We start from the raw sequence: 25,701 nt of genomic DNA on the forward strand, positions 1-25,701 counted from the left end.
CTTATCTGAGAATGAATTCAATAGACCAAGCTATTGAGTTTGTGTGGTTTATGGTTAGACAGTGCATAAGTCGTGTATTAAAAATAAATAAGTCTTTTGGCTCTACTAGTAGAGACTGTTTGTTTTCAATATATCTTTCAACGATACTTGTTTTCACTTTTATAAAGTGGCCCATATGGCTATGAGGAAAATTACCAAGTTCATGAGTATTAGGGATCAGTTCAAAGTTGCAGGCTCGCTCTTCGGTGATAGGAAGCCAGCAATGAGGGTAGCCGTGGGGGATTTCTTGTTCTGGACCATCCTGATGAAAGCCCGTAAAGCCCTTGATCAGACTCTCTGGGTACCAAGCTAATAGGGTTGCATCTTTTTCTATTATGTAGTCATCACGATAGATCTCTCTAATAATATGATCTATTTTAGTTTTTGTTTTATCTTCTATATAGTTTAACAGGTCGTTGGATTTATATCCTCTTGGGCTGTAGGAATTAAATTTAGCATTATCAACTTCATGCAGTTTAGCTAATTCTTCAATGTTATAACTTAAGCCCTCACTCTCTTTAATGATATTCTTTGCGATTACTTTTAATTCATCGAATTCATCGTCATTAAAGAAGTTTTTAATATGTATATAACCGTTCTTTGCATAGCTATGCTTCATGATTTAACTCCTGTTCAAAGCAGTTTAACTTTCCTTGCATCACTTTTTCATTAGACTCACGACACCAAGTTAATGCCTTATTTAAAATCTCTTTCGCTTTTATTCGCTTGTTACGGTTAGCTAAAATATCCACATACATACACATGTATAGACTCAACCATTGAGTTTGTCCTGTGTCTAATAACACCTTGATAGCCTTTTCTAGGCTTTCTTCATCTTGAGAAATAAAAGCATGTGGTATATCTAGGTACATGGAAAAATGGGCCAAGTCAGGGTGCTTACCAAGTAATGCCGACATTTGCTCAGTACAGTTTGAAATAAAGCATTTATCACTTAATAAATATCCACAGATTGCACCGTAACCAAGCGACATGAGTTCACTAATTGGGCTTTGAGCATTTTTACTGATAGCTATTGCTATTTCTATTGATGTCTTTGCCATAGAATTATTAGTGGCAGCTTCTTGCGCAGCCTTTATCATATAGAGAAAGGTTTTGCTTGAAAAACCATACTCAAGCGGTGACTGGTCGACAAAGTGACCACCATCGTACTGAAAAATAGCGAGCGCTTTGTTGATAAATTGCTCGCACTCTTTTATTTTGCCATCAAGCAGGTAACAGTTTGCAACCTGAACATACGAGACTAGTTTTTGGTCATCTGAATAGTTTAGGATGTTTGCATTATTTTCCTCAGATAAAGCTAGGCTCAATGCTTTTTCCCGATTAGAGGTCATATGGTAGTAAGTCATTATTGACCAGTTAATGTGGTGGATGTAATGAGTTAGCTCATTGGGTATCGCCCCCTCATTAACATTAGCTAAAAGTGCTTGATTATAAGAAGATAATGACAATATTTCAGCGCTACCAGAACCTTCAAGTGCAACAAGACAACTGATTTTAAGACAGTTGATTTTTATAAATAGTAAAAAGTTAGCCTCAATATCTCTTTGAGAAACTTTTACGTTACATCTCTGCAGCAATTCATAAGCGAGTTTGTAAGAGCCGATACTTGAATATGACTGGGCAATTTTATACCCATATTCGGCGCTCCGAACATATTGTTCAGATGAACTATAATGGTTGTAAAGCTCGGATATATATTCATCGGCGTCATACAAGGCAATGATTTTTTCGGCGATATGAGCGTGATTCTGAACTTGATCTTTTTTTGCCAATGAATTGTAAGCGGCATCCCTTACTAAAGCGTGCTTGAAGATATAGCTATCGTTATCAACGCGACGTTGGTGCACAACGAGCTCATTTGCTATCAACTCATTTAAGTCATTTTGAATTTGGCTTTCGCTCAACGAAGACGTAGCTACTAGTAAAGCGTATTCAAACTCGCGGCCAATTGTTGCTGCCAGTTGCGCTGTTTCTTTGGCGTGACTAAGGTTATCAAGCTTTTGTTGTAGGGATTCCCTTAAGCTAGTAGGTACTTGGTCAAGTTTCTCTGGCGATAAAAAGTCGATAACCCCGCCTTTATCGCCTACTAGTGCTTTTTGTTTTAGCATATTAACAAGCTCTTCAATAAATAGCGGAATACCGTCTGTGCGACCAGTCAGTACTTTTAGCACTTGCTCAGAAACTTGCCTACCATCAAACAAGTTAATAATAAAATCTTCAGTGGCTTTTTCAGCTAGCTTTTTCAGGCATACATCTACTAAGGTAAGATCTTGTAGTTGACTTGGTACATCTTGTCTTGAGGTGCTAAGTAGTACATTTCCAGACCCTAATAGGCTGGCAAAGTGATGCAAAAACTCTAATGTGGTGCTATCAGCCCAATGAATGTCTTCGATAATGTAGAGCTTAAACTTATTGATCCCATGACGATTAGAGAGCAGAAGAGCACCGAGTCCCTTAAATAGCATCTGCTTTTGTACATCCGGTGCTAATGCCGAGGGCTGCATGTCATCACTGAGCGGTATATTAAGCCACACGAGCAGCACCGGAAGCACTTGTTCTATTTCCTGCTCACAAACTTGGCTCGACAGCACATAGTTAAATATATTTCGCGCTGAGTGTGAGTCGAGTTGCTCGGTATTAAAAAGATAGCGGATCAATGTAAGTATTGGGTACAGAGCATTGTTCTGGTGTTCAGGTAAACATTGGGCAACTAAATGCTGATATTCGGGAGCATTAACTCGAATTTCTTGTAATAACCTAGATTTACCTATACCAGCTTCCCCATGAATGTGGGCGATACGGGTTGTGTCAGCTGTTTCACCGTTGAGCAGCGAAAGTGTCTGTTCAAGTTCTGCATGTCGGCCAATGAGCTCGTGATGGTTCTTGGTTCCTCGCATAAAGCCAAATGCTTCAACACGACGTTCGCCTTGTAAGTTATAGACGGAAGTTAATTCGAATAATGGGCCGATCTGTAATTGACCATATAGGTTAAATTCTGAGAATGGATCAAGAAGCGAGCGACATTCTGCGCTACACAATATTTGCCTTTCGCCCGCTTCACGGGAAAGCGCAGCGGCAATATTTGCATGGTGTCCTTCAGGAACTGCATTGGCATAAGTAATAAACACACCAGTATGAATACCAATATGTGCGTTAAGCGACACTCTGTGGGCTTCTTGCATTAGCGCGTTACGTTTAGCAAGTTCGCTTATCATTTCGAGCGCAGTACGGGCAGATAACCTAGCGTCGTTATCACTGCTAACTGGATAGCCAAAGTAAAACAAACTGGTATCGGCTAAATTGCCAACGTGATATGCACCATAACGAGTCGCTATGTCTATAAAGTGGTTGCGCTGGGACTTATAAACGGTGTCGATGACATCTAAGTCTTTTTCGTTGTTGTCGAGTGCTTTAACACTTAATCTAACCGCTAACACCGTGAGTTGTTTTCGTTCGGTAAGTGCCGTGTATTCTTGAATCGCGCGATGATTTGGATCATCGTCACGGATCATTACCGTGGTTTCATCATACCCATGTTGCGCCTTGACGTCGGTTAGCACGCCGACTAGATTTGACACGTTCATACGGGCAAGTTCAGAAAAGGCTTCGGTGGCAGTGATGACACGCTCTAGTGCGCTTTTATTCAGTACTCGCCTAAGTAACCCTGCCAGTGGGTGCCCCAACAGCGCACTTGGAATTGGAATATGTACATCACTTAATTGCTTATGGTAAATAGAAGCGACACTCGTACCTGTTACCGCTGGCACACCGGTTAAGCACTCCAAAAATACTAAACCCCAAACATACAGATCGGACTTTTCTGAGGCAGGCTCACCACGCAACTGTTCAGGTGCGCTATATGACGGTGTCCCTAGCGTTTCTTGGGTGAGTGTGATGGTTTCAAAATCATGCTGGCGGCTTTCTTGGGCTAAAGTACCAATACCAAAATCGAGTATTTTGGCATAGGTTTTGGCACCCGACTGGCTGAGCATGATATTGGTTGGTTTGATATCTCGGTGAATAATACCTTGTTGGTGTGCATGAATAAGCGCGTCTAACACTTGCAACATGATGTCTGTTGCATAGACAGAATCAATCGCCCCATTTTGGCTCAAATAGTCTCTAAGTGTTTGGCCTTCAACATACTCAAATACTCCAAACATTAAATTTTCATTTAATTGCCCTTTATCTAACAATCGTACGATATTCGGATGGTTTAATTGGCTGCAAAGTAGGGTTTCGCGATTGAAACGCTCTGCATATCTCTGCTTTTTTGTCGCTTCTAATTGTGGTTCTATCGCCAAGAATTTCAGTGCAACGATTTGACCAGTGTTCAGTTGGCGTGCTTTAAACACTTTACCGAACCCACCTTCTCCAATTTTTTCAAGTAGTTGGTATTTGTCAGATTCAAAAGTATCGACAATATGGCTATCCGAAAATTGTGTCAGAGACATATGATTACTATTTCTTATATTATGTTAATGATATAGGTTAATTGGAATGTAAATACTTGTCTAGCTTAAAGATTTTGATTGTTCAAAAAAACAAAACTTAACTGCTGCTATTTTGCACATTTAGTAGGTAGGTTAATCGGACTGTATTGCAAGAGCACGCGCTATAGGTTAAATCTCTATTACAAGGTGCTGTAATATAATGTAATTTCCTATTCTCCATATTTCTGGCATAATCTTATATAATAAAATAATAATAAAGGCTAACCTCTTGAAACGTAGGACTTTCTTATCTTTGGGAACAGCAATTACTGCAACTTCCTTTATGCCGTTTAGTTGTTTCGCATCTGAGCAACCCCTTGATTTTACAATCCAAAATGCGCAAGTCACTAGGTTAAATCCAAACGTGCTGAGTACGCTTAACATCAAGTCACCAATAATGAGTATGGAGAGTCCGACAGGAGAAAAAGTTAAGGTGTCCAGAAAAGCTAAGATCATTCGAAAGTATGAGTCGGGAATTTATGTTTACTTTGAACTAACGACTGTTATTCGTGTATTTAGTTTGTCAGGGCAAGGGATGACAGATATTGAGTTACCCAAAGGGATAAAAGATGTCAAAGATTTCGCCATAGATTTCAATCTACAGCAGATATATTTGCTCACCCCGGGAAGTCATCAGATAGCTGTTGTTGATTTTTATGGCCGACAACTGGCAACCCTCGGTGAATTTGGGTACGAGCTAGAATCACAATTGAATGGCCCTAAGAGTATTACGGTAGATGACCGAAGCCGACTACACGTAGTTGATGCAAGCGGCAATCGCGTTAAGGTCTTCGACAATAATGGCGCTTTTTCATACTCGTATGGTGGTAGTCGTGTGATAAAGAGAAAGTTTAATAATATCGATGGTTATCAAGATATTACACTAACAGGTGGAAAGCTTGGAGATAGACGTTGGGTGTTAGATAAAAAAACCAATAAATTGCTAGCGCTGAACTAAAACTGAACTAAACTCATTAATTAGAAGGTGAGTTAGTGATTTATACCTCCTTTTTACATGAGAACTAATACTAAGGATTTAGGAGTGCAACATTCTATGGAAAAGCAGCTGTTTTCTGAAGAGTCCAAACTCGACTTCGCTGATCCGCAAATCGATGATTTATTAAAGCATTCAATCAGAACGCAACTCGAGTCAATGCTAAAGGCTCAGCTTACCACGAGCGAGCGAAAAGCCGTGTTACAGAAGAGTTTTGTTGACGCCATTAGTTTAGTGTTGGCAGACACAAAAGTCGCGCACCTAGAGTTAGTTAACGCCTTCGAAACTATGTATGACTGTGCAGTTCAATCCATGGCACAAGCTAAGTTAAGTCAAGAACTGCTGACCAAGCAGTACATTTCACCGACTGGTTTAATCATGTCTCCTCACAACTGTAAACATACGATTAAAGATGTTTATCGTATCAAAGGGTAGCGCGCGGTGTTGATCAAGCAATCCGTGGGATGCTTAAAAACAAAGCAAAGATCTCTTTGCTTTATCCTGCATGTGGGCCTTTTGCCCCGCTATTATTACCGCTACTCAGTTATTACAAAGAGCAAGGTGTTTTTACCGGTGACCAAATTAAAGTCAGTTTAATCGATGCGCATCCAGGTGCTGTGTTGTCTTTGCAGCAATTGGTCGAAGATCTGGCATTAGAAGAGTATATCGAGCATATAGAACAAGCTGATGCAACTCAATATATCCCTGATTCTCCAGTTGATTTACTGGTGCTCGAAGCGATGCAGCACGGTTTTACAAAAGAAGGCCAATTAAGTATAGCTAAACACTTGGTCAAGCACCTTTCACTTGATGGCTGGATGGTGCCAAAGCGTATCTCCATCAAGGGCATGATGGTTGACGGCGAAACCGAGTTTAATCAGCAATGGAAAGAGGCGGACTACAGCCACTCTGAACATGTAAAAGCAGTGGCTTTGAATGACCGTATCGAGCTTGGAGAGTTGTTGCTAATCGACAAATCATCTCTTCTTAATATGCAAGAATTGGAATTGGCCGATGGTATTAAAGTAGTAGCAGGTAACCTGATCACCATACCAAAAGATGTAGCGGATATGGGCAAAAGAATTTTAGCGATTTATGCAGATGTTGAGACGTTTGCAGCAGAAGGAGTGGGGCAATACGACTCTGGGATCACTCACCCTCGACCTGATATGACATTTTACGTTGATGCCAAACCAAAAGAAGTAGAGCACACACATTTTGTTGCATCAGGTGGTGATACCGTACAGTTTTACTACCAACTGAGTGGGTTGCCGGGATTTGTACCCGTTAAAGTATAGGAATTCATTGATGAAATCTAAATTTGCGTTATTTAGCGGAAGCTGCCTATGTTTGCTAGCTGTTCAATACCTATTGCAACGTGAAGCGCTGGCGTGTGTTGTTTTAGTTGAGGCGGAAGCGAATCCTGATCTTGACCAGTTGAAACAGTTTTTACGCCATCATCAAATACCTACGCTTCAATATCGGGAAGAGTCTGATAGTCAATTGATTTCAGATTTGGACAGGCTTGGAGCAAACCGGGGTTTGGTGTATCTATTTCGACACAAAATTCGGTCTGAAGTGATTCGCTATTTTGACAATGATATTGTCAACATCCACCCCAGTGCTTTGCCTGAATTCCGCGGTCCCATGCCGCTTTTTTGGCAGCTTAAAGAGGGAGCCGAAACTGTTCGTCTAACCTTGCATAAGGTCACTGAGGAGTTAGATTGTGGTGCAATAGGTGCGGATTTAGATATACCCGTCCACCCATTTGATACTTCACAGTGTTTACATCAAAAAGTCGCACAAATGGTTCCCGCTTTATTGGAGCAGTTTGTTCAACAAGAAGTTGTGGGGTCTTTAAACTGGTGTGAACAGCCTCAAGGCGAAGTGCTTCAAAAAATACATTACGCTAGACACGTTAAAATTGAAGATCTGATTATCGACTTTCAACAACATACCAGTACACAAATCGTTAACCTTGCTCGTGCAGCAAACGCTGAGCTAGGGGGCGCGCGATTCAAGTTTCGAGATGGTCTAATACAGCTTATGCAGGCAACTAGAGTAGATTGTGATTTGGTTGGTGTGCGCTCTGGAACTGTGGTTGAACTTGAAAGAACCAACGGTTTATTAGTTAAAACTATAGATGGGGCGGTACGTTTAGATTCTGTTTTAACTGAACAGGGCATATTTGACGGGTATCGTTTTGCGATATTGTTTGGGTTAGAGCCTGGAATGGAGGTCTCCAATTTCTGATAGTAAAAAGAATACTTTGATTATAGATAGAAAAACTATTTAACTGATTTAAATCAGTAGTAATGCAGTATTTTTAAACTAAATTTTAACGGTAGCTTAGTTGAGAAGGATTGATTGGTAACTGTGCCTATTCACTTTGTATCCTGCATTTCTAACTATGCTCTGAATATAAACTCAGAAGCGAGGTAGATATGAACATAAAGATAAATCTAACAAACCGCTATGGCTATGACCTTATGTTGTATCCCTATAACTGTGGTGCAGTGCCAAAGGGAGAGGGGCAAAATATTTGCAAACTCGAAGGCACTGGAGAAATGACGGTTGCACAGGGTGAAAGCGGAATACTAGACATTCCAGGAATGGGAAGTTTGCTGGTGCAATTTCTAGGAAAACAAAAGCTAGAGGATTGTCACGAACGTTTTTGTGACAGTCCGAGTGAGTTTGATCAATATGAGCAAATGGCGCTGTTACGCTATAAAACTAACGAGCTTTACTGGCGCTTTCCCGCGCCTACAAACGACGCTCCAGCTGAGCTGAATATCAGCATTAATGATATTGGTACTATTTGCCTTGATAAAGTACTGAGTGGGGAAGCTCGTAGAGTGCAGTTGCCTGAATTTTTTATTCCTCCGGTTTTTACACCACATTTGCCAGAGGGGAACCCAGAAGAAACTGAATGATTTGGATAGTGCTTAACAGATGTAAACCGTTCTAATGTCAAGTTAAATGAGTTACGGCAATACTACTATTGCCACGAATCGATAAGTCACTACTAGGTTGGGCTGTACTGAGCGATTATCGAACAAGGTATGTGTTAAATTTAAAGAGGAATAAATATGTCTACTGATCCGTATATTGGCTCAATGGGTGTCTTTGGTGGCGCTTTTACAATCAGAAACTTTGCGATGTGTTTAGGTCAGACAATGGCAATTTCACAAAACCAAGCGCTTTTTGCCTTGGTAGGTACTATTTATGGCGGTGATGCGCGCACGACCTTCGCGCTACCTGATTTACGTGGTCGTAGCCCCGTAGGTCAAGGTGTGCGCCCTGGTGGAATGGATTACCGTCAAGGTGAAAGACAAGGCACAGAGCAAGTAGCTATTGACATCCCTCATATGCCTGCGCATTCACACTCTGCAGTTTTTACGCCTCTGGGTGGCTCAACCCCTGTTTCTGGCACTATGCAGGTTGCAACTAATGCGGCAAATACTGCTGAGCCGGACAGCGACTCATATATTGCACAAAGTTCGGATGCTGCGTTCTTTAAGCCATCTTTCCAGCAAGCTTCGTTGACCGATATCAAAGGGTTAAGTGTCTCTGGTGGAGGTTCGGCGGGTGGAACCGTTACTGTGACTAACACTGGCGGTTCAGTGCCTCTTACGGTTTTAAATCCAGTATTGCCGGTTAATTGGTTAATTGCAACAGAAGGTGTATTCCCGCCGCGGAGTTAACCAAACAAGAAAGGATTGGCTGAACTAGTCGCCAATCCTTTTGTAACCAATAGGTTACATTTTTTAGAAGATTATAATGAATAGGCTGTGTCGATAAAGGCAGGCATCATCAGGAGAGAATAATGAGATTAAGTCAGGTTGCTATCGCAGTTACTTCAGCAGGGGTGTCGGCGGCGTTGCTTTCCGGTGAGGTTTGGGCTGCGCAGCAAACGATCAACTACTCAAATGGGTCTGGATCCGGATTCAGTGAGGTAGAAACGGGTGACTCAAATACGGGTAACATGCCCTCAGTCACTTTAACCAGTGCAGGTCCTGTGACTTTGGTATTAGATGCGGGCACTAGCTCGGATAGTACTCCGTTTACAGGCTTAAATGATCTCGCGTTTGTGGCTGGCGTGGTTTACTCAAATACCATGCTTAGTGAGTTCAATGATCGTGGCTTCCGCTTTTATGAAAAATCCAGCATTAACTTCAGTTTCGACGAAATTACCTTTATGCAGGGGTCGGCCAGAGACTCAGATAAAACCTATCAACTCGTGTTGACCGGGTTTTCGGGTGGTACGCAGACCGTGACAGAAACTGTCACCTTGCCAAATGGAAATGATGCAAATTCTGGGTTACAGGAGCTCTTTACCCTGGCCTGGGGTACAGATTTTACTGATGCAGCATGGCAGGACGTTGATACTGTGACTATGGCATTTACCCGTAGTCCGGGTTCTGACTCTCGTTACCTTATAAGAAGTATCAAGATTGATGACGCCGCAGTCTCTGACTCAACCGCGCCTACTTTTGTCAGTGCGAGCTCAACCCCTACTGACGATGCAACCAATGTCTCTGTTAGCAACAACATTGAGATTGCTTTTGATGAAAATATCGCACTCAATAGTGGCAATATCACCATTCGTAATGTTACTGACAATAGTGACTTCGAAGTATTTGATGTGGCCACCGAAAGCGATGGCACAACCACATCACCAAGTGCTGGGCGCGTCAGTATCACTAACGACAAAGTCTATTTAAACCCTACCACTGATCTGACAGGTAATCGCACTTACGCCATCCGCATTGATGCAACAGCAGTCCAGGATTCAGCAGGAAATGCGTTCCTAGGGATCAGTGACGACACCACTTTTAATTTTAGTACGCCTAATACAGCGCCTGAGGTTGATTTGAACTCTGGCACCGGTGGTAATGATAACACCGCCAGTTTTTCTGAAGGCAGTGGCGCGGTTAATATCGCGAGTAGCGCGTCTGTGACCGAAGCGGACAGTGATACACTAAAAACCATAACAATTACACTGACCAACGATCAGGATGGGGCATCTGAAGGCCTTAATGTAACAGCAGCGGCGCAAAACGCACTGACGGGTGTGTCTGGCGCATCGGACATTACACTTCAAGATACAATTTCTATTACCGGAGCCACTGCAACGGCTGCCGAAGTTGCTACCTTCTTGCAAGCTGTCACCTATAACAACACATCCAGTACGCCAAATGAAACGGCGCGTACAGTGACGGTTGTGATCAATGATGGCTCGACTAATAGTACAACTCGAACTGCAACTGTTAGTGTAAGCAATGCCACAGCGGCATCATCGAGTGCAGCTGCATTTAATACCACCAATGGCACTAATCTTACACCCGCTATTACCTTTTCCAGCGAAGATGAAATGCTTACTATTGCTGATGCCAGCCATACCACAGGCTCTACGGCAGATGGTGGTGGCGGCACAGATATATTGTCAGTACCAACGGGTACTAATCTTGCAAACCTTACCTCATTAACCAACTTTGAGACACTTACACCCGACAGTGGAGCATCAATCACATTGACGGAGTCTCAACACGAATCATTTACCACCATAAATGGTGCGGGCACCAATCAATTCACGCTCAGTAGCGCTGATGGAAACGGTGTTATTTCAGCTGACAGTGACATTGAAACATACGTACTCGACGCGGCATTTTCGATCACTATGGGGAGCTCCGGACAGAACATTACCGGTAGTAGTGGCAATGACACGGTTATTACCGGGGCGATAACCGCCACCGGGACACTCTCAGGTGGTAGCGGTACTGATGTGCTGCAAATGGCAAACGGCTCTAATATTGCCAATGCCACTGTGAGTGGGTTTGAAACACTTACGGTTGAAAACAACTCCTCAGCTACTATGACGGAGGTTCAACACGACACCTTTAGCTCGATAACAGGTAGTGGTACTGAGAGCATTTTAATTGCTGTTGCCAACGATGGATTTACAGCATCCAGTGCGATTGAAGCGTACTTCTTAGGTCAGGCCAATACGGTCACTTTGGGTGCTGCGGGTCAGACGATTGTGGGTAGTAGTGGTAATGACACCATAGATGTTGGAACTTTCACCACAACGGGTACGCTAAACGGCTCGAGTGGCACAGACACCATGGCGATGAGTTCGGGGGCAAATATATCCAGCTCAACTGTGGTGAACTTTGAGAATTTAACTTTGGCCAGCGGCGCTAGTGTGACACTTAGTGCAAGTCAGCCGTCTAAATTTGCTGGCACGATCACAGCTGCAGGCACTGAAACCATTAATATTGTAGGTAATGGCGACTTTACAACACTTGCCAATATAGAGAGTTTTTCTGTTGATGACGATTCGAGTAATAGCCGAACGGTTACGATAGCAGCTGGGGGCACGTCAGTAACAGCTGCGTCTTCCACAGATGCCGTCACGTTTAACGTTGGTACGCTTACATACACTGGTACGCTTACAGGTGAGGGTACAACAGCTGATACGCTATCAATGTCTTCTGGAGCAAATATATCTGGCGGGTCAATAGCGAATATCGTTAATTTGACACTGGTCAGCGGTGCTTCGGTCACAATGACGCCAGCACAGAACGCTGCATTTACCGGCACTATTACTGCAACTGGATCAGAGACCATAAACATCAGTGGTGACGGCGACTTTACAACGCTAAATGGCATAGAAACTTATTCAGTAGGTGATGACAATACCAATACTAGAACCATTACGGTCACCAATGCATCGGCTACCATAGATGCAACCTCTGGAACCGATGCAATTACGTTTGATATTGCTGGCAGTGCTTTTAATGGCTCGTTGGTAGGCGATCCTACAACTGGCGATACTGTGAGTGCATCAGATGGCGCGGATGTAAGTGGTGGTGGCTTTACTAATATCGGCACGTTATCGCTGGTCAGCGGGGCAACTGTGACGATTGATGCTGCTAATGTTGCAAATAACTTTACCTCGGCGATCACCGGTGCTGCGGGATCTGAAACACTAAAACTAGTAGATGGCGGCACATTTAACTTCGCCAATACCAGTGTCTCTGAAGTCGAAAACTTGGCGATTGGAACCAACAGTATCTTCAATATTACGTTGACCGATAACTTTGATTCCAATGGTAACGCGGTTACGATTTCTAATGCATTCGGTAGTGCAATTACTAATGCTATTACACTCAATGCCAGCGCACTAAGCGGTGATACCATTAATATGACCGCCACCGATTTTAATGGCAACGACACCATCAGCGGTGGTAGTGGTGCCGATACGATCCGCCCTGGTGGCGGTACCGACTCGATGACGGGTAATGCAGGCAACGATAATTTTGTTGGTAGTGCGACGGATCTTAACGGAGATACCATTGCTGACCTAAGTATTGGCGATATAGTTACAGTAACTGGTGTAACTGGGCTGACAACAAGTAATGTACGCTTTAATGGCACGAGTGTACTTCAAATAGACACTAATGCCACCGACTTCAGTGCGGTTGAAATTTCACTTAGCCTGACTAATGCACCGGGCAATAACTTAGGTTTTTCGGTAGCAGATAATAATGGCAACACCGAAATTACTTTCATTACTCCTAATGATGTCCCTGTATTTAGCAATCTCAATGGTGGCGGGACATTTGTAGAAAATGGCTCGGCTGTAGTCATTGATTCTGACGTACTTGTTGCTGATACAGAATTAGACGCTTTAAATACCGGAGCGGGTAATTATGATGGTGCATCTTTAACCATCGCGAGAAATGGCGGTGCAGATAGCCAAGATGTGTTTGGTAATAATGGTTCGCTCGGCACATTAACAGAGGGAAATACATTTACCTACAATGCAGCAACAGTTGGTACGGTAACAACGAATTCGTCTGGCACTTTAGTACTGACTTTCAATTCTAGTGCAACGTCTGCAATTGTAGACTCTGTGTTACAGAATATCACTTATCAAAATAGCTCTGAAGCTCCTCCTGCGTCTGTCACGTTAGATTTCACCTTCAATGACGGCACTGCCAACAGCACAGGAACTAATCAGGCAACTATCAATATCACAGCGCAAAATGATGCGCCAACAGACATCAGTTTATCTAATACTACAGTGAATCAATCGGCAACAGGGGCCGGTGCAAATATTGGCATATTATCAACTAGTGATGTTGATACCAGTGATAGCCATACGTATTCTTTGGTAAGCGCAGGTTCAAGTGCAAGTGGTACGTGTAGTGCTGATACCGATAATGCCAGTTTCCAAATCAATGGCTCTATTTTAGAAACTCAGGCGGCTCTGAATGGCGGAACCTATGTGGTATGTTTGCAGACAAATGATGCCACTACGACATTCCAAAAAGCTTTTACAATAACAGTGAATGATGATGTTGCACCAGATGCACCATCGACTCCTGATTTAGACGCTGGTTCTGATACTGGGCCTTCTAACTCTGATAATATAACCAACGACACAACACCGACCCTTAGTGGTACGGCCGAAAGCGGCGCAACCGTTACACTTTACAGTGATCAGGTTGGTGGTGGAGCCACAGTCATTGGCACTGGGACTGCTACTGGCGGTAACTGGCAGATCACAACCAGTGCATTGACCGCAGGTCTGGTACATGGGATTTCTGCTAAGGCGACCGATGCGGATAGCAATGAAAGTACGTCTTCAGGTAGCCTAAGTGTAACTATTGACACAACAGCACCGAGTGCACCTTCTACTCCAGACCTTAGTGCAAGTAGTGATACCGGTTCATCAAACACTGATAATATCACCAACGATACGACCCCTACATTTACAGGTACTGGTACTACCGGTGACACGGTAACACTCATTTCAAATGTAGATGGTACTGTAGGCAGTGCAGTGGTAAGCGGTGGAACGTGGACAATTACTAGCTCAGAGCTAACATCAGGTGCTCAAACAATTTCTGCTCGGGCGACGGATACCGCTGGTAACACAGTAGACAGTGCAGGGTTATCGGTCACTATTGATACTAATGTCAGTGCTCCAACTATAACCACACCAATCGAAGGTGATGGCAAAGTGAATGCTGCGGAAGACAATGATGTATTAATCACCGGATCTGGTGCTGATGCTAATGTTACTGTCAGTGTCAGTATAACTGATGGGTCAGCAACACTGAGCCAAAATGTAACTTCTGATGGTAGTGGCAACTGGACTATCAGTGGCAGTGAATTTAATGTCAGTGGTTTTACAAATGGTGATTTAACGATCTCCGCTAGCCAAACCGACAATGCGGGGAACACCTCCAGTGCAGCCAGCACCACCATCACGTTAGATAATGCCGCGCCAAGTGCACCGTCTATCACCACCCCGATTGAGGGAGATGGACTGGTTAATGCTGCAGAAGACGCGGATGTGTTGATCGCTGGAACCGGCGCGGAAGCGGGGAACAGCGTCACGGTAACCATCCACGATGGTGCCAATAGCTTAAGCCGCACCGTCACCGCGGATAACACCGGTGCGTGGACCATCAGCGGCAGTGAATTTGATGTTAGCACCTTTAATAACGGCACGTTAACGGTCTCTGCTAGCCAAAGTGATTCGGCAGGTAACACCTCCAGTACAGCCAGCACCACGATTACGCTAGATAATGCCGCGCCAAGTGCACCATCTATTACCACCCCGATTGAGGGAGATGGACTGGTAAATGCTGCGGAAGACGCGGATGTGTTGATCGCTGGAACTGGCGCAGAAGCGGGGAACAGTGTCACGGTAACCATCCATGATGGTGCCAATAGCTTAAGCCGCACCGTTACTGCGGATAATACGGGCGGGTGGACCATCAGTGGCAGCGAATTTGATGTTAGTACCTTTAATAACGGCACGTTAACGGTCTCTGCTAGCCAAAGTGATTCGGCAGGTAACACCTCCAGTGCTGCCAGCACCACCATTACGCTAGACAATGCCGCGCCAAGTGCACCGTCTATTACCACCCCTATTGAAGGCGATGGACTGGTGAACGCCGCAGAAGACGCGGATGTGTTGATCGCCGGAACTGGCGCAGAGGCGGGGAACAGTGTTACGGTAACCATTCATGATGGCGCCAATAGCTTAAGCCGCACGGTCACCGCGGATAACACCGGTGCGTGGACCATCAGCGGCAGCGAGTTTGATGTTAGCACCTTTAATAACGGCACGTTAACGGTCTCTGCTAGCCAAAGTGATTCGGCAGGTAACACCTCCAGTGCTGCTAGCACCACCGTCACGTTAGATAATGCCGCGCCAAGTGCACCGTCTATCACCACCCCGATTGAAGGCGATGGACTGGTGAACGCCGCAGAAGACGCGGATGTGTTGATCGCCGGAACTGGCGCAGAGGCGGGGAACAGTGTCACGGTAACCATCCATGATGGTGCCAATAGCTTAAGCCGCACGGTTACTGCAGATAATACGGGCGCGTGGACCATCAGCGGCAGCGAGTTTGATGTTAGCACCTTTAATAACGGCACCTTGACGGTGTCTGCTAGCCAAAGTGATTCGGCAGGTAACACCTCCAGTGCTGCCAGCACCACCATCACGTTAGATAATGCTGCGCCAAGTGCACCGTCTATCACCACCCCGATTGAAGGCGATGGGCTGGTGAACGCCGCAGAAGATGCGGATGTGTTGATCGCTGGAACTGGCGCAGAGGCGGGGAACAGCGTCACGGTAACCATCCACGATGGCGCCAATAGCTTAAGCCGCACGGTCACTGCGGATAACACCGGTGCGTGGACCATCAGTGGCAGCGAATTTGATGTTAGTACCTTTAATAACGGCACCTTGACGGTCTCCGCTAGCCAAAGTGATTCGGCAGGTAACACCTCCAGTGCTGCCAGCACCACCATCACGTTAGATAACGCTGCGCCAAGTGCACCGTCTATTACCACCCCGATTGAAGGCGATGGACTGGTGAACGCCGCAGAAGACGCGGATGTGTTGATCGCTGGAACTGGCGCAGAGGCGGGGAACAGCGTCACGGTAACCATTCATGATGGCGCCAATAGCTTAAGCCGCACCGTTACTGCGGATAATACGGGCGGGTGGACCATCAGCGGCAGCGAGTTTGATGTTAGCACCTTTAATAACGGCACCTTGACGGTGTCTGCAAGCCAAAGCGATAGCGCGGGTAACACCTCCAGTGCTGCCAGCACTACGATTACGTTAGATAATGCCGCGCCAAGTGCGCCGTCTATTACCACCCCGATTGAAGGCGATGGTGTTGTTAATGCTGCAGAAGACGCGGATGTGTTGATCGCCGGAACTGGCGCAGAGGCGGGGAACAGCGTCACGGTAACCATTCACGATGGCGCCAATAGCTTAAGCCGCACGGTTACCGCGGATAATACGGGCACATGGACCATCAGTGGCAGTGAGTTTGATGTTAGCACCTTTAATAACGGCACCTTGACGGTCTCTGCTAGCCAAAGTGATTCGGCAGGTAACACCTCCAGTGCTGCTAGCACCACCATCACGCTAGACAATGCCGCACCAAGTGCACCGTCTATTACCACTCCGATTGAGGGAGATGGACTGGTGAACGCCGCAGAAGACGCGGATGTGTTGATCGCCGGAACTGGTGCGGAAGCGGGGAACAGCGTCACGGTAACCATTCATGATGGCGCCAATAGCTTAAGCCGCACGGTCACCGCGGATAACACCGGTGCGTGGACCATCAGTGGCAGTGAGTTTGATGTTAGCACCTTTAATAACGGCACCTTGACGGTGTCTGCTACTCAAACGGATAGTGCGGGGAACACCTCCAGTGCTGCCAGCACCACGGTTACGTTAGATAACGCCGCGCCAAGTGCACCGTCTATCACCACTCCGATTGAAGGCGATGGACTGGTGAACGCCGCAGAAGACGCGGATGTGTTGATCGCCGGAACCGGCGCGGAAGCGGGGAACAGCGTCACGGTAACTATTCACGATGGCGCCAATAGCTTAAGCCGCACGGTCACCGCGGATAACACCGGTGCGTGGACCATCAGCGGCAGCGAGTTTGATGTTAGCACCTTTAATAACGGCACCTTGACGGTGTCTGCTAGCCAAAGTGATTCGGCAGGTAACACCTCCAGTGCTGCCAGCACCACCATTACACTAGATAATGCCGCGCCAAGTGCACCGTCTATTACCACCCCGATTGAAGGCGATGGTGTTGTTAATGCTGCAGAAGACGCGGATGTGTTGATCGCTGGAACTGGTGCGGAAGCGGTGAACAGTGTCACGGTAACCATCCACGATGGCGCCAATAGCTTAAGCCGCACGGTTACCGCGGATAATACGGGCGCATGGACCATCAGTGGCAGCGAGTTTGATGTTAGCACCTTTAATAACGGCACCTTGACGGTGTCTGCAAGCCAAAGCGATAGCGCGGGTAACACTTCCAGTGCTGCCAGCACTACGATTACGTTAGATAATGCCGCGCCAAGTGCGCCGTCTATCACCACTCCGATTGAGGGAGATGGACTGGTGAACGCTGCAGAAGACGCGGATGTGTTGATCGCCGGAACTGGCGCGGAAGCGGGGAACAGCGTCACGGTAACCATCCACGATGGTGCCAATAGCTTGAGTCGCACGGTTACCGCGGATAATACGGGCGCGTGGACCATCAGCGGCAGCGAGTTTGATGTTAGCACCTTTAATAACGGCACCTTGACGGTGTCTGCAAGCCAAAGCGATAGCGCGGGTAACACCTCCAGTGCAGCCAGCACTACGATTACGTTAGATAATGCCGCGCCAAGCGCGCCGTCTATTACCACCCCGATTGAAGGTGACGATGTTGTTAATGCTGCAGAAGACGCGGATGTGTTGATCGCCGGAACTGGCGCGGAAGCGGACGCGAGCGTCACGGTAACCATTCATGATGGCGCCAATAGCTTAAGCCGCACGGTTACCGCGGATAATACGGGCACATGGACCATCAGTGGCAGTGAGTTTGATGTTAGCACCTTTAATAACGGCACGTTAACGGTCTCTGCTAGCCAAAGTGATTCGGCAGGTAACACCTCCAGTGCTGCTAGCACCACCATCACGCTAGACAATGCCGCGCCAAGTGCGCCGTCTATCACAACCCCGATTGAGGGAGATGGACTGGTGAATGCCGCAGAAGACGCGGATGTGTTGATCGCCGGAACTGGCGCGGAAGCGGATGCGAGCGTCACGGTAACCATTGATGATGGTGCCAATAGCTTGAGTCGCACCGTTACTGCGGATAATACCGGTGCCTGGACCATCAGCGGCAGCGAATTTGATGTTAGTACCTTTAATAACGGCACCTTGACGGTGTCTGCTAGCCAAAGTGATTCGGCAGGTAACACCTCCAGTGCAGCCAGCACTACGATTACGTTAGATAATGCCGCGCCAAGTGCGCCGTCTATCACCACTCCGATTGAGGGAGATGGACTGGTGAACGCTGCAGAAGACGCGGATGTGTTGATCGCCGGAACTGGCGCGGAAGCGGATGCGAGCGTCACGGTAACCATTGATGATGGCGCCAATAGCTTAAGCCGCACGGTCACCGCGGATAACACCGGTGCCTGGACCATCAGCGGCAGCGAGTTTGACGTTAGCACCTTTAATAACGGCACCTTGACGGTGTCTGCTAGCCAAAGTGATTCGGCAGGTAACACCTCCAGTGCCGCCAGCACCACCATTACGCTAGACAATGCTGCGCCAAGTGCACCGTCTATCACCACCCCGATTGAGGGAGATGGACTGGTGAACGCTGCAGAAGACGCGGATGTGTTGATCGCCGGAACTGGCGCAGAGGCGGGGAACAGCGTCACGGTAACCATCGATGATGGCGCCAATAGCTTAAGCCGCACGGTTACCGCGGATAACACCGGTGCGTGGACCATCAGCGGCAGCGAGTTTGATGTTAGCACCTTTAACAACGGCACGTTAACAGTGTCTGCTACTCAAACCGATAGTGCGGGGAACGCCTCTAGCGCAGGCTCAACCACCATCACCCTAGACAATTCAGCTCCAAGTGCATTAAGTATCACAACTCCAATTGAAGGCGACGACTTAATAAATGAAACTGAAGATAGCGATGTATTGATTGAAGGAAGCGGTGCAGAAGCGCAAAACAGTGTAACAGTCACAATTGATGATGGTGTGAATAGCTTAAGTCGAACGGTCACTGCGGATAACACCGGTGCCTGGACCATTAGTGGCAGCGAGTTTGATGTTAGCACCTTTACTAATGGCACCTTAACGGTAACTGCGTCACAAAGTGATGCATCCGGTAATACATCTAGTTCAGCCAATACGACTGTTACACTAGATAATTCAGCACCAGAGGGTATAACAGCCTCAATTGATCAAGAGTTGATTAACGCAGACAATGAAACGTCATTTAGTTTCACATTAACTGGATTAGAGTCAACAGGGAGTTTCACTTACGAGATATCTGACGGAAATACTTCAGTAACGAGTTCAAGTGCTATTGAAATCACGAGCACAACACAGCAAGAAACGGATATTGATGTTACCTCTTTAGGCGAAGGAACACTTACACTTTCGGTTATAGTTAGTGACGATGTTGGTAATAATAGCGACACGGTAACTGATACAGTGACTAAGAAATATAATGTCGCTCCGGTATTGTCTGGCTCTCCTGATACTAGTGTAGATGAAGATAGTGTTTATGACTTCACGCCAACATTAACAGATTCGGATACCGATGATACTCACACTTATAGTATCGTGAACAAACCTGATTGGGCTGAATTTGATACACAAACAGGTCAACTGACAGGTACGCCTGAAGACTCGGATGTCGGAACTACTTCTGATATTGAGATATCAGTTACTGATGGAACGGATAGTGACACCCTAGCAGCATTTAGTATTGAGGTAGTCAATACTAATGATGCGCCAATAGGACAAGATGTCAGCTTTACTATTGATGAAGGGGGATCCTTATCCAAAGATTCTGAAAATGGATTACTATCTCTTGCAAGTGATGATGATCTCGACTCTAACGACAGTCTCACTGTTGTAAAAGATACAGACCCGCAATATGGTACATTGACGCTCAATGCTGATGGTAGCTTTGAATACATTCATAGTGGCGGTGAGGATAGTACAGATAGTTTCACATATCGTGTTGAAGATAGTGTGAATGCAAGCTCACCAATCTACACCGTGACTATCAACACCACTGCGATTGAAGACGCCCCAACAGCGGTAAATGATACGCTAACAACGTTGGAAGATGCGTCTAATTCAGTCAATGTGCTATTAAATGACAGTGACCCTGAAAATAACATGGTTGCATCGTCTGTCACAATCAAAACTCAGCCAACGAAAGGGCAATTGAGTGTAACTAACGGTGTAGTTACCTTTACTCCAACTGCAAATGCCAATGGTGAAGATTCGTTTACTTATACGGTGAAGGATTCAACGCAGGCTGAGTCGAATGAGGCAACAGTCAGCATCAATATTACACCGGTAAATGACTTACCAGTAGCGGCAAACTTTACGCCAAATATTGATGAAGATACCGCGACATCAGCGTTGGCAGTACGAGCAAGTGCAACAGATGTAGAGGATACAAACCCTACAGGTACCATAACTCTAGAGTCACAACCTACAATTGGTCAGGCAGAAGTTGACCTTGACAATGGCACCATTACTTACACGCCAAATGCGAACGAAACCGGTAGTGACAGCTTTACTTATTCGATTCTAGATAGTGAAGGTGGAAAGTCGAATATTGCGACCATTTCCGTAAACATAGGTGCAGTAAACGATAGACCTATCGCAGCTAATGATGAGGTGACGACAGAAGAAGATACCGGTACTACCCTTGCAATTCTGGCGAATGACTCGGATGTCGAGGATCAAGGCTTCGAAAGCTCCGCGATTGTACTCGAAGATAAAGGAGATGGTGCGGGTAATTATGAACTGGCTGATGTTACTGTTGGCGCCGATGGCTTATTGAATATCACACCAAAGCAAGACCAAAACGGTATTTTAACCTTTACCTATACAGTTGATGATAGCGAAGGGTTACGTTCTGAACCTGCAATGGTCACGGTGAATATTACAGCTGTTAACGATGCCCCTGTTGCAGAAGATAATACTGCGCAATTACTTGAAGATGGCAATATTGAAATTAACGTGTTGGGTAACGACTCTGATGTTGATAGCCAATTAAATGCATCAAGCGTGGCTATTGTGAGTCAACCACAAGGAGGCACGTTACAGATACTGGCATCAGGTAATATTGTTTATACACCAATTGCAAACTTCTTCGGTAATGATGCCTTTACTTATACAGTACAAGATGCTGAAGGATTAGTTTCTAACGTTGCCACAGTAAATATTACGGTGACCTCGGTGAATGATGCGCCGGTTATTTCTGGAACACCATTAACAAGTGCAAGTGAAGATGTAGCATATAGTTTCACGCCTACTGCTACAGATACTGACAATGATCCACTCATCTTTAGTGTATCGAACCTGCCTATTTGGGCAACTTTTGATGATATAACTGGAACAATTTCAGGAACACCTACTGAAGGTCAGGATGGCACTTACTCAGATATTGTTATTACAGTGTCAGACGGGCAAGTTGATGCTTCGTTGCCTGCTTTTGCTATAACAGTTAGTCCTGTTAACGACGCGCCTACGATTTCGGGAACTCCATCAACAAACGTCAATCAAGATGAGGATTACAGTTTCACGCCTACAGCATCTGATGTGGACTCCGAAAACTTAGTATTCGCTATTGAAAATGCCCCAGTTTGGGCAAGTTTTGACAGCACAACGGGTAGCCTTTCAGGTACGCCAGTGAGAGAAGATGTTGGAACCTATAGCAACATTATAATCAGTGTGAGTGATGGTGAACTCGAAGCAAGCTTACCTGCATTTGAAATTGTCGTGGCGCCTGTTAACGCGGCACCTATTGCGAACAACATGCAAAGAAGCGTACTCGAAGATGGTACAACAAGCTTCTCTGCAGATGTTAGTGATGCTGATGGAGACACATTGACAATGGAGCTAGTATCACAGCCGCAAAGTGGTGTGGTACAAATTCAAGGTACGGTGTTTACTTATACCCCATTGCCGAACTTCAACGGCACAGACGTGTTTACGTACACTGTTTCAGACAATGAGTTTAAGTCAAACACTGCTTCTGTGACGATGACGGTGACGTCTGTAAATGATGTTCCAATTGCCGTAGACGACAGCTTTACCTTTGATGCGGTCGCTTCGAATCAATACGTACTTCCTGTGTTAGATAATGATGTTGACCCTGATGGTACAGAGCTGAGAATTATTGGCGCCAAAGCATCTATTGGTTCCGCATTCATAGCAAACAATACGTTAACTTATGAAGCGGTGCAGAATACTCAAGGGCCTATTGTTGTTACCTATTTAATTGAGGATGAGGGCAAAGCCAGGGCTAGGGCGAATGCCAATATTACAATTAACGAAACGGGGGCGGGTAGCGCGCCGACGATAACTGCACCGAGTGATTTAACAGTTGATGCAACTGGGCTATTCACTAAGGTTAACTTAGGCACCGCCGTTGCCGTTGATAGCTCTGGTAATTCATTACCGGTTTCACTGGTAAGGGGAGCTCCTATTTTCGCGCCAGGAAGCCACATTGTTTACTGGCAAACGTCTGACAATGAAGGGCGTCAAGCGACAGCGAGCCAAAATCTTAATGTCAATCCGTTGGTATCGTTGCAAAAGGATAGTCGAGTAGCTGAAGATCGCAGCCACTCCATTCAGGTATTCCTCAATGGACCTGCGCCAAGCTATCCGGTGACTGTACCATATACGGTATCAGGTACTGCTGATAGTACAGATCACGACTTGCAGTCAGGTGAGGTTGTCATAAACTCTGGAACCAGTGCGACTATCAGTTTCAATATATTTGCTGATGGCGTTTCAGAAGGCAATGAAACAATAGTTGTTACCCTAGATGACACGCTGAACAGGGGCGCAAAATCTTCTTCGACAATCACGATTGTTGAAGAAAATGTTGCACCGAACCTGACAACAACCATTCTACAGAATAACGAGGAGCGTAGCTTAATTACTGCCTCTGATGAGCAAGTAACAATAGAAGCGCAGGTTAGTGACCCTAATCCAAATGATTTAGTAAGCGTGACTTGGCAGCCGGATGCCGCATTGGTTAATGTGTCAAACGATCCATTTGTATTTGAGTTTAACCCTGCAAATATTCCAGCTGGAATCTATAAAGTAAGAGTGACAGCTGAAGATAATGCTGAGCCTAGCTTGTCTACATCTCGTAATGTGTTTGTTGAAGTTGTGCCGTCATTAGCCCCCCTCACAGGTGAAGATAGCGATGGAGACTTAATTCCGGATGATCAAGAAGGGTACTCTGATGACGATGAAGATGGTATTCCTGATTTTATGGATGCTATCACTGACTGTAATGTCATCCAGGAGCAAGCACTTGAATCCAGTCAGTTCTTAGTTGAGGGGGATCCTGGTGTTTGTCTCCGCAAAGGGGCGACTGTACCACAAAACAATACAGGTGGGTTGCAGTTACTTGAAGAAGAGTTACCGTCAGATCCTAGTGCGAGTAACGCCGGTGGTATTTTTGACTTTATAGCAACTGGCCTACCACAGCCGGGTGACGTTTACAGTATTGTGCTTCCACAGCGTCAGCCAATTCCGCTTAATGCCGTGTATCGTAAGTTAATCTCTGGAGAATGGCGTGACTTTGTCACTGGAGATGGTAATGAATTGCTGTCTACCGAAGGTGAGCCTGGCTTCTGTCCACCTCCAGGCAGCAATGAATGGACTGCTGGTCTTGCTGAAGGCGATTGGTGTGTTCAACTTCGGATAGTTGATGGTGGCCCGAATGACGATGATGGTATAGCGAATGGCAGTATTGTAGACCCAGGTGGCATTGCAGTACCAGCTAGTAATAACGTTCAACCTGTTGCTAACGCAGACTCTGTCACTATTGTTTCTGGTCAAACGATTATCATTGATGTGCTTGCAAATGACACCGATGATGACAATGATGTGCTGACCATTACCAGTGCAACGGTTGATTTTGGTAATGTAGTGATTGATGAGAATAAGCTCCATTATACCCCTCCAACTTCATTCATTGGAAATGCAACAATTCAGTATGGTGTAACCGATGGTGAAGGAGGATCTAGCAGCAGCACGGCAACGGTTTCTATTGTTGCCAATCAAGCACCGCAAACAGTGAATGATACGGCAGCCTCAAATGGCTCACCAATCACCATTGATGTGTTAGCAAATGATACGGACCCTGAAGGGGGCGTATTGAGCTTAGTTTCTGCTACTGCGACTCAAGGGAGTGTAGCTATCAACATAGATGGTACATTAAGCTATACGCCAAAAGCTGGCTTTGAAGGGGTTGATACTATTACCTATGTTGTTCAAGATGAGTTTGGTGCAACTTCAGAAGGGCTGGTCAGTGTTACCGTGTCAGTGAAACAAGTTACATCTATTACAAATAAGTCTTCGGGGACTATGGGAGGCATGTTGTTACTACTAGTGAGTGCGTTGGTGATCCGCCGTAAAAAGTCACTGTTACCTGCATTTACCTTGGTAAGCAGTACTTGTTTGCTGAGCACGCAGGTACATGCAAGTGATTGGCAACTAGAAGCAACACTTGGTCAATCAACTGCTGATAGCGAGCTATATTCGGGCGATTTAGAGTTTGTAAATGTAGACGAAGATAGCAGCAGTTGGTCAATTGGCGCGTTTTACGAGCTAATTCCAAATTGGCAAGTGGGATTTCGATATATAGACCTTGGTCGTGGAAAAGTTGAGTTCAGTGGTTTGAGCGACGATCCTGAGCAAAGTCAGGCGGCCCTCGCGCGTGTTGCGCCTGTATTACCGGAAGGGCCAGCACTACAATTTAACTATTCAAAAGGTTTTGCGGATAAGTTTGTAGGTAAAATGTTCTTAGGAGCTTTTAATTGGGATTATAAGATAAATAGTGTGCGAGAGGGGCGATTCTCAACGCGCTATGAGGATAGTGGTACCAGTGGCTATATCGGAGGTGGGGTTCATTATCGATTGACTGATTCACTTTCTTTAGGTGTTGATTATAGCCACTATTTTGTTTCTGCAAATGATGTAAAGGAGCTAGCACTAAACCTTAGCTATCGTTTCTAATTTCAAGCACTACG

Annotated in this window: 9 protein-coding genes; 7 read left to right on the top strand and 2 right to left on the bottom strand. The window is 45.6% G+C overall.

The window, feature by feature from the left end; all coding sequences use genetic code 11:
- Position 1: 1 nt before the first annotated feature.
- Together CEX98_RS05135 and CEX98_RS05140 are read right to left on the bottom strand one after the other, a co-directional pair.
- Positions 2 to 658, bottom strand: coding sequence for a hypothetical protein (locus CEX98_RS05135; protein ID WP_099641044.1), 657 nt, complete (start codon positions 656 to 658; stop codon positions 2 to 4).
- Positions 648 to 4,514, bottom strand: a complete 3,867-nt coding sequence (locus CEX98_RS05140) for a TOMM system kinase/cyclase fusion protein (protein WP_099641045.1) — start codon at positions 4,512 to 4,514, stop codon at positions 648 to 650. Before CEX98_RS05140 ends, CEX98_RS05135 begins: the two co-directional genes overlap by 11 nt.
- A 268-nt stretch (positions 4,515 to 4,782) precedes the next feature.
- Between CEX98_RS05140 and CEX98_RS05150 the strand changes: the two genes are divergently transcribed.
- The 7 genes from CEX98_RS05150 to CEX98_RS05175 all read left to right on the top strand — a co-directional run bounded on the left by CEX98_RS05150 (position 4,783) and on the right by CEX98_RS05175 (position 25,687).
- Positions 4,783 to 5,511, top strand: coding sequence for a hypothetical protein (locus CEX98_RS05150; protein ID WP_143484324.1), 729 nt, complete (start codon positions 4,783 to 4,785; stop codon positions 5,509 to 5,511).
- Between the two features lie 96 nt (positions 5,512 to 5,607).
- Complete coding sequence (locus CEX98_RS23045) at positions 5,608 to 5,982, top strand: hypothetical protein (protein WP_197707194.1); 375 nt, start codon at positions 5,608 to 5,610, stop codon at positions 5,980 to 5,982.
- 29 nt (positions 5,983 to 6,011) lie between these two features.
- Complete coding sequence (locus tag CEX98_RS05155) at positions 6,012 to 6,845, top strand: hypothetical protein (RefSeq protein WP_197707195.1); 834 nt, start codon at positions 6,012 to 6,014, stop codon at positions 6,843 to 6,845.
- Positions 6,846 to 6,855: 10 nt separating this feature from the next.
- The gene (locus CEX98_RS05160) at positions 6,856 to 7,800 is read left to right on the top strand and encodes a methionyl-tRNA formyltransferase (protein ID WP_099641048.1); all 945 of its coding nucleotides are present in this window, start codon (positions 6,856 to 6,858) and stop codon (positions 7,798 to 7,800) included.
- Between the two features lie 191 nt (positions 7,801 to 7,991).
- The gene (locus tag CEX98_RS05165; RefSeq protein ID WP_099641049.1) at positions 7,992 to 8,480 is read left to right on the top strand and encodes a hypothetical protein; all 489 of its coding nucleotides are present in this window, start codon (positions 7,992 to 7,994) and stop codon (positions 8,478 to 8,480) included.
- 156 nt (positions 8,481 to 8,636) lie between these two features.
- On the top strand, positions 8,637 to 9,251 hold the full coding sequence (locus tag CEX98_RS05170) for a phage tail protein (protein WP_099641050.1): 615 nt from the start codon (positions 8,637 to 8,639) through the stop codon (positions 9,249 to 9,251).
- Between the two features lie 122 nt (positions 9,252 to 9,373).
- A complete protein-coding gene (locus tag CEX98_RS05175; protein ID WP_143484325.1) occupies positions 9,374 to 25,687 on the top strand; it encodes an Ig-like domain-containing protein in 16,314 nt (5,437 codons plus the stop codon).
- Positions 25,688 to 25,701 lie beyond the last annotated feature (14 nt).

This window comes from Pseudoalteromonas piscicida, from assembly GCF_002744175.1.
GTDB lineage: Bacteria > Pseudomonadota > Gammaproteobacteria > Enterobacterales > Alteromonadaceae > Pseudoalteromonas > Pseudoalteromonas piscicida_B.

Excerpts from the sequence above, each read along its gene's own strand:
- CEX98_RS05135 (WP_099641044.1), bottom strand. The coding sequence starts at position 658 with ATGAAGCATAGCTATGCAAAGAACGGTTATATACATATTAAAAACTTC.
- CEX98_RS05140 (WP_099641045.1), bottom strand. The coding sequence starts at position 4,514 with ATGTCTCTGACACAATTTTCGGATAGCCATATTGTCGATACTTTTGAA.
- CEX98_RS23045 (WP_197707194.1), top strand. The coding sequence starts at position 5,608 with ATGGAAAAGCAGCTGTTTTCTGAAGAGTCCAAACTCGACTTCGCTGAT.
- CEX98_RS05155 (WP_197707195.1), top strand. The coding sequence starts at position 6,012 with ATGCTTAAAAACAAAGCAAAGATCTCTTTGCTTTATCCTGCATGTGGG.
- CEX98_RS05160 (WP_099641048.1), top strand. The coding sequence starts at position 6,856 with ATGAAATCTAAATTTGCGTTATTTAGCGGAAGCTGCCTATGTTTGCTA.
- CEX98_RS05165 (WP_099641049.1), top strand. The coding sequence starts at position 7,992 with ATGAACATAAAGATAAATCTAACAAACCGCTATGGCTATGACCTTATG.
- CEX98_RS05170 (WP_099641050.1), top strand. The coding sequence starts at position 8,637 with ATGTCTACTGATCCGTATATTGGCTCAATGGGTGTCTTTGGTGGCGCT.
- CEX98_RS05175 (WP_143484325.1), top strand. The coding sequence starts at position 9,374 with ATGAGATTAAGTCAGGTTGCTATCGCAGTTACTTCAGCAGGGGTGTCG.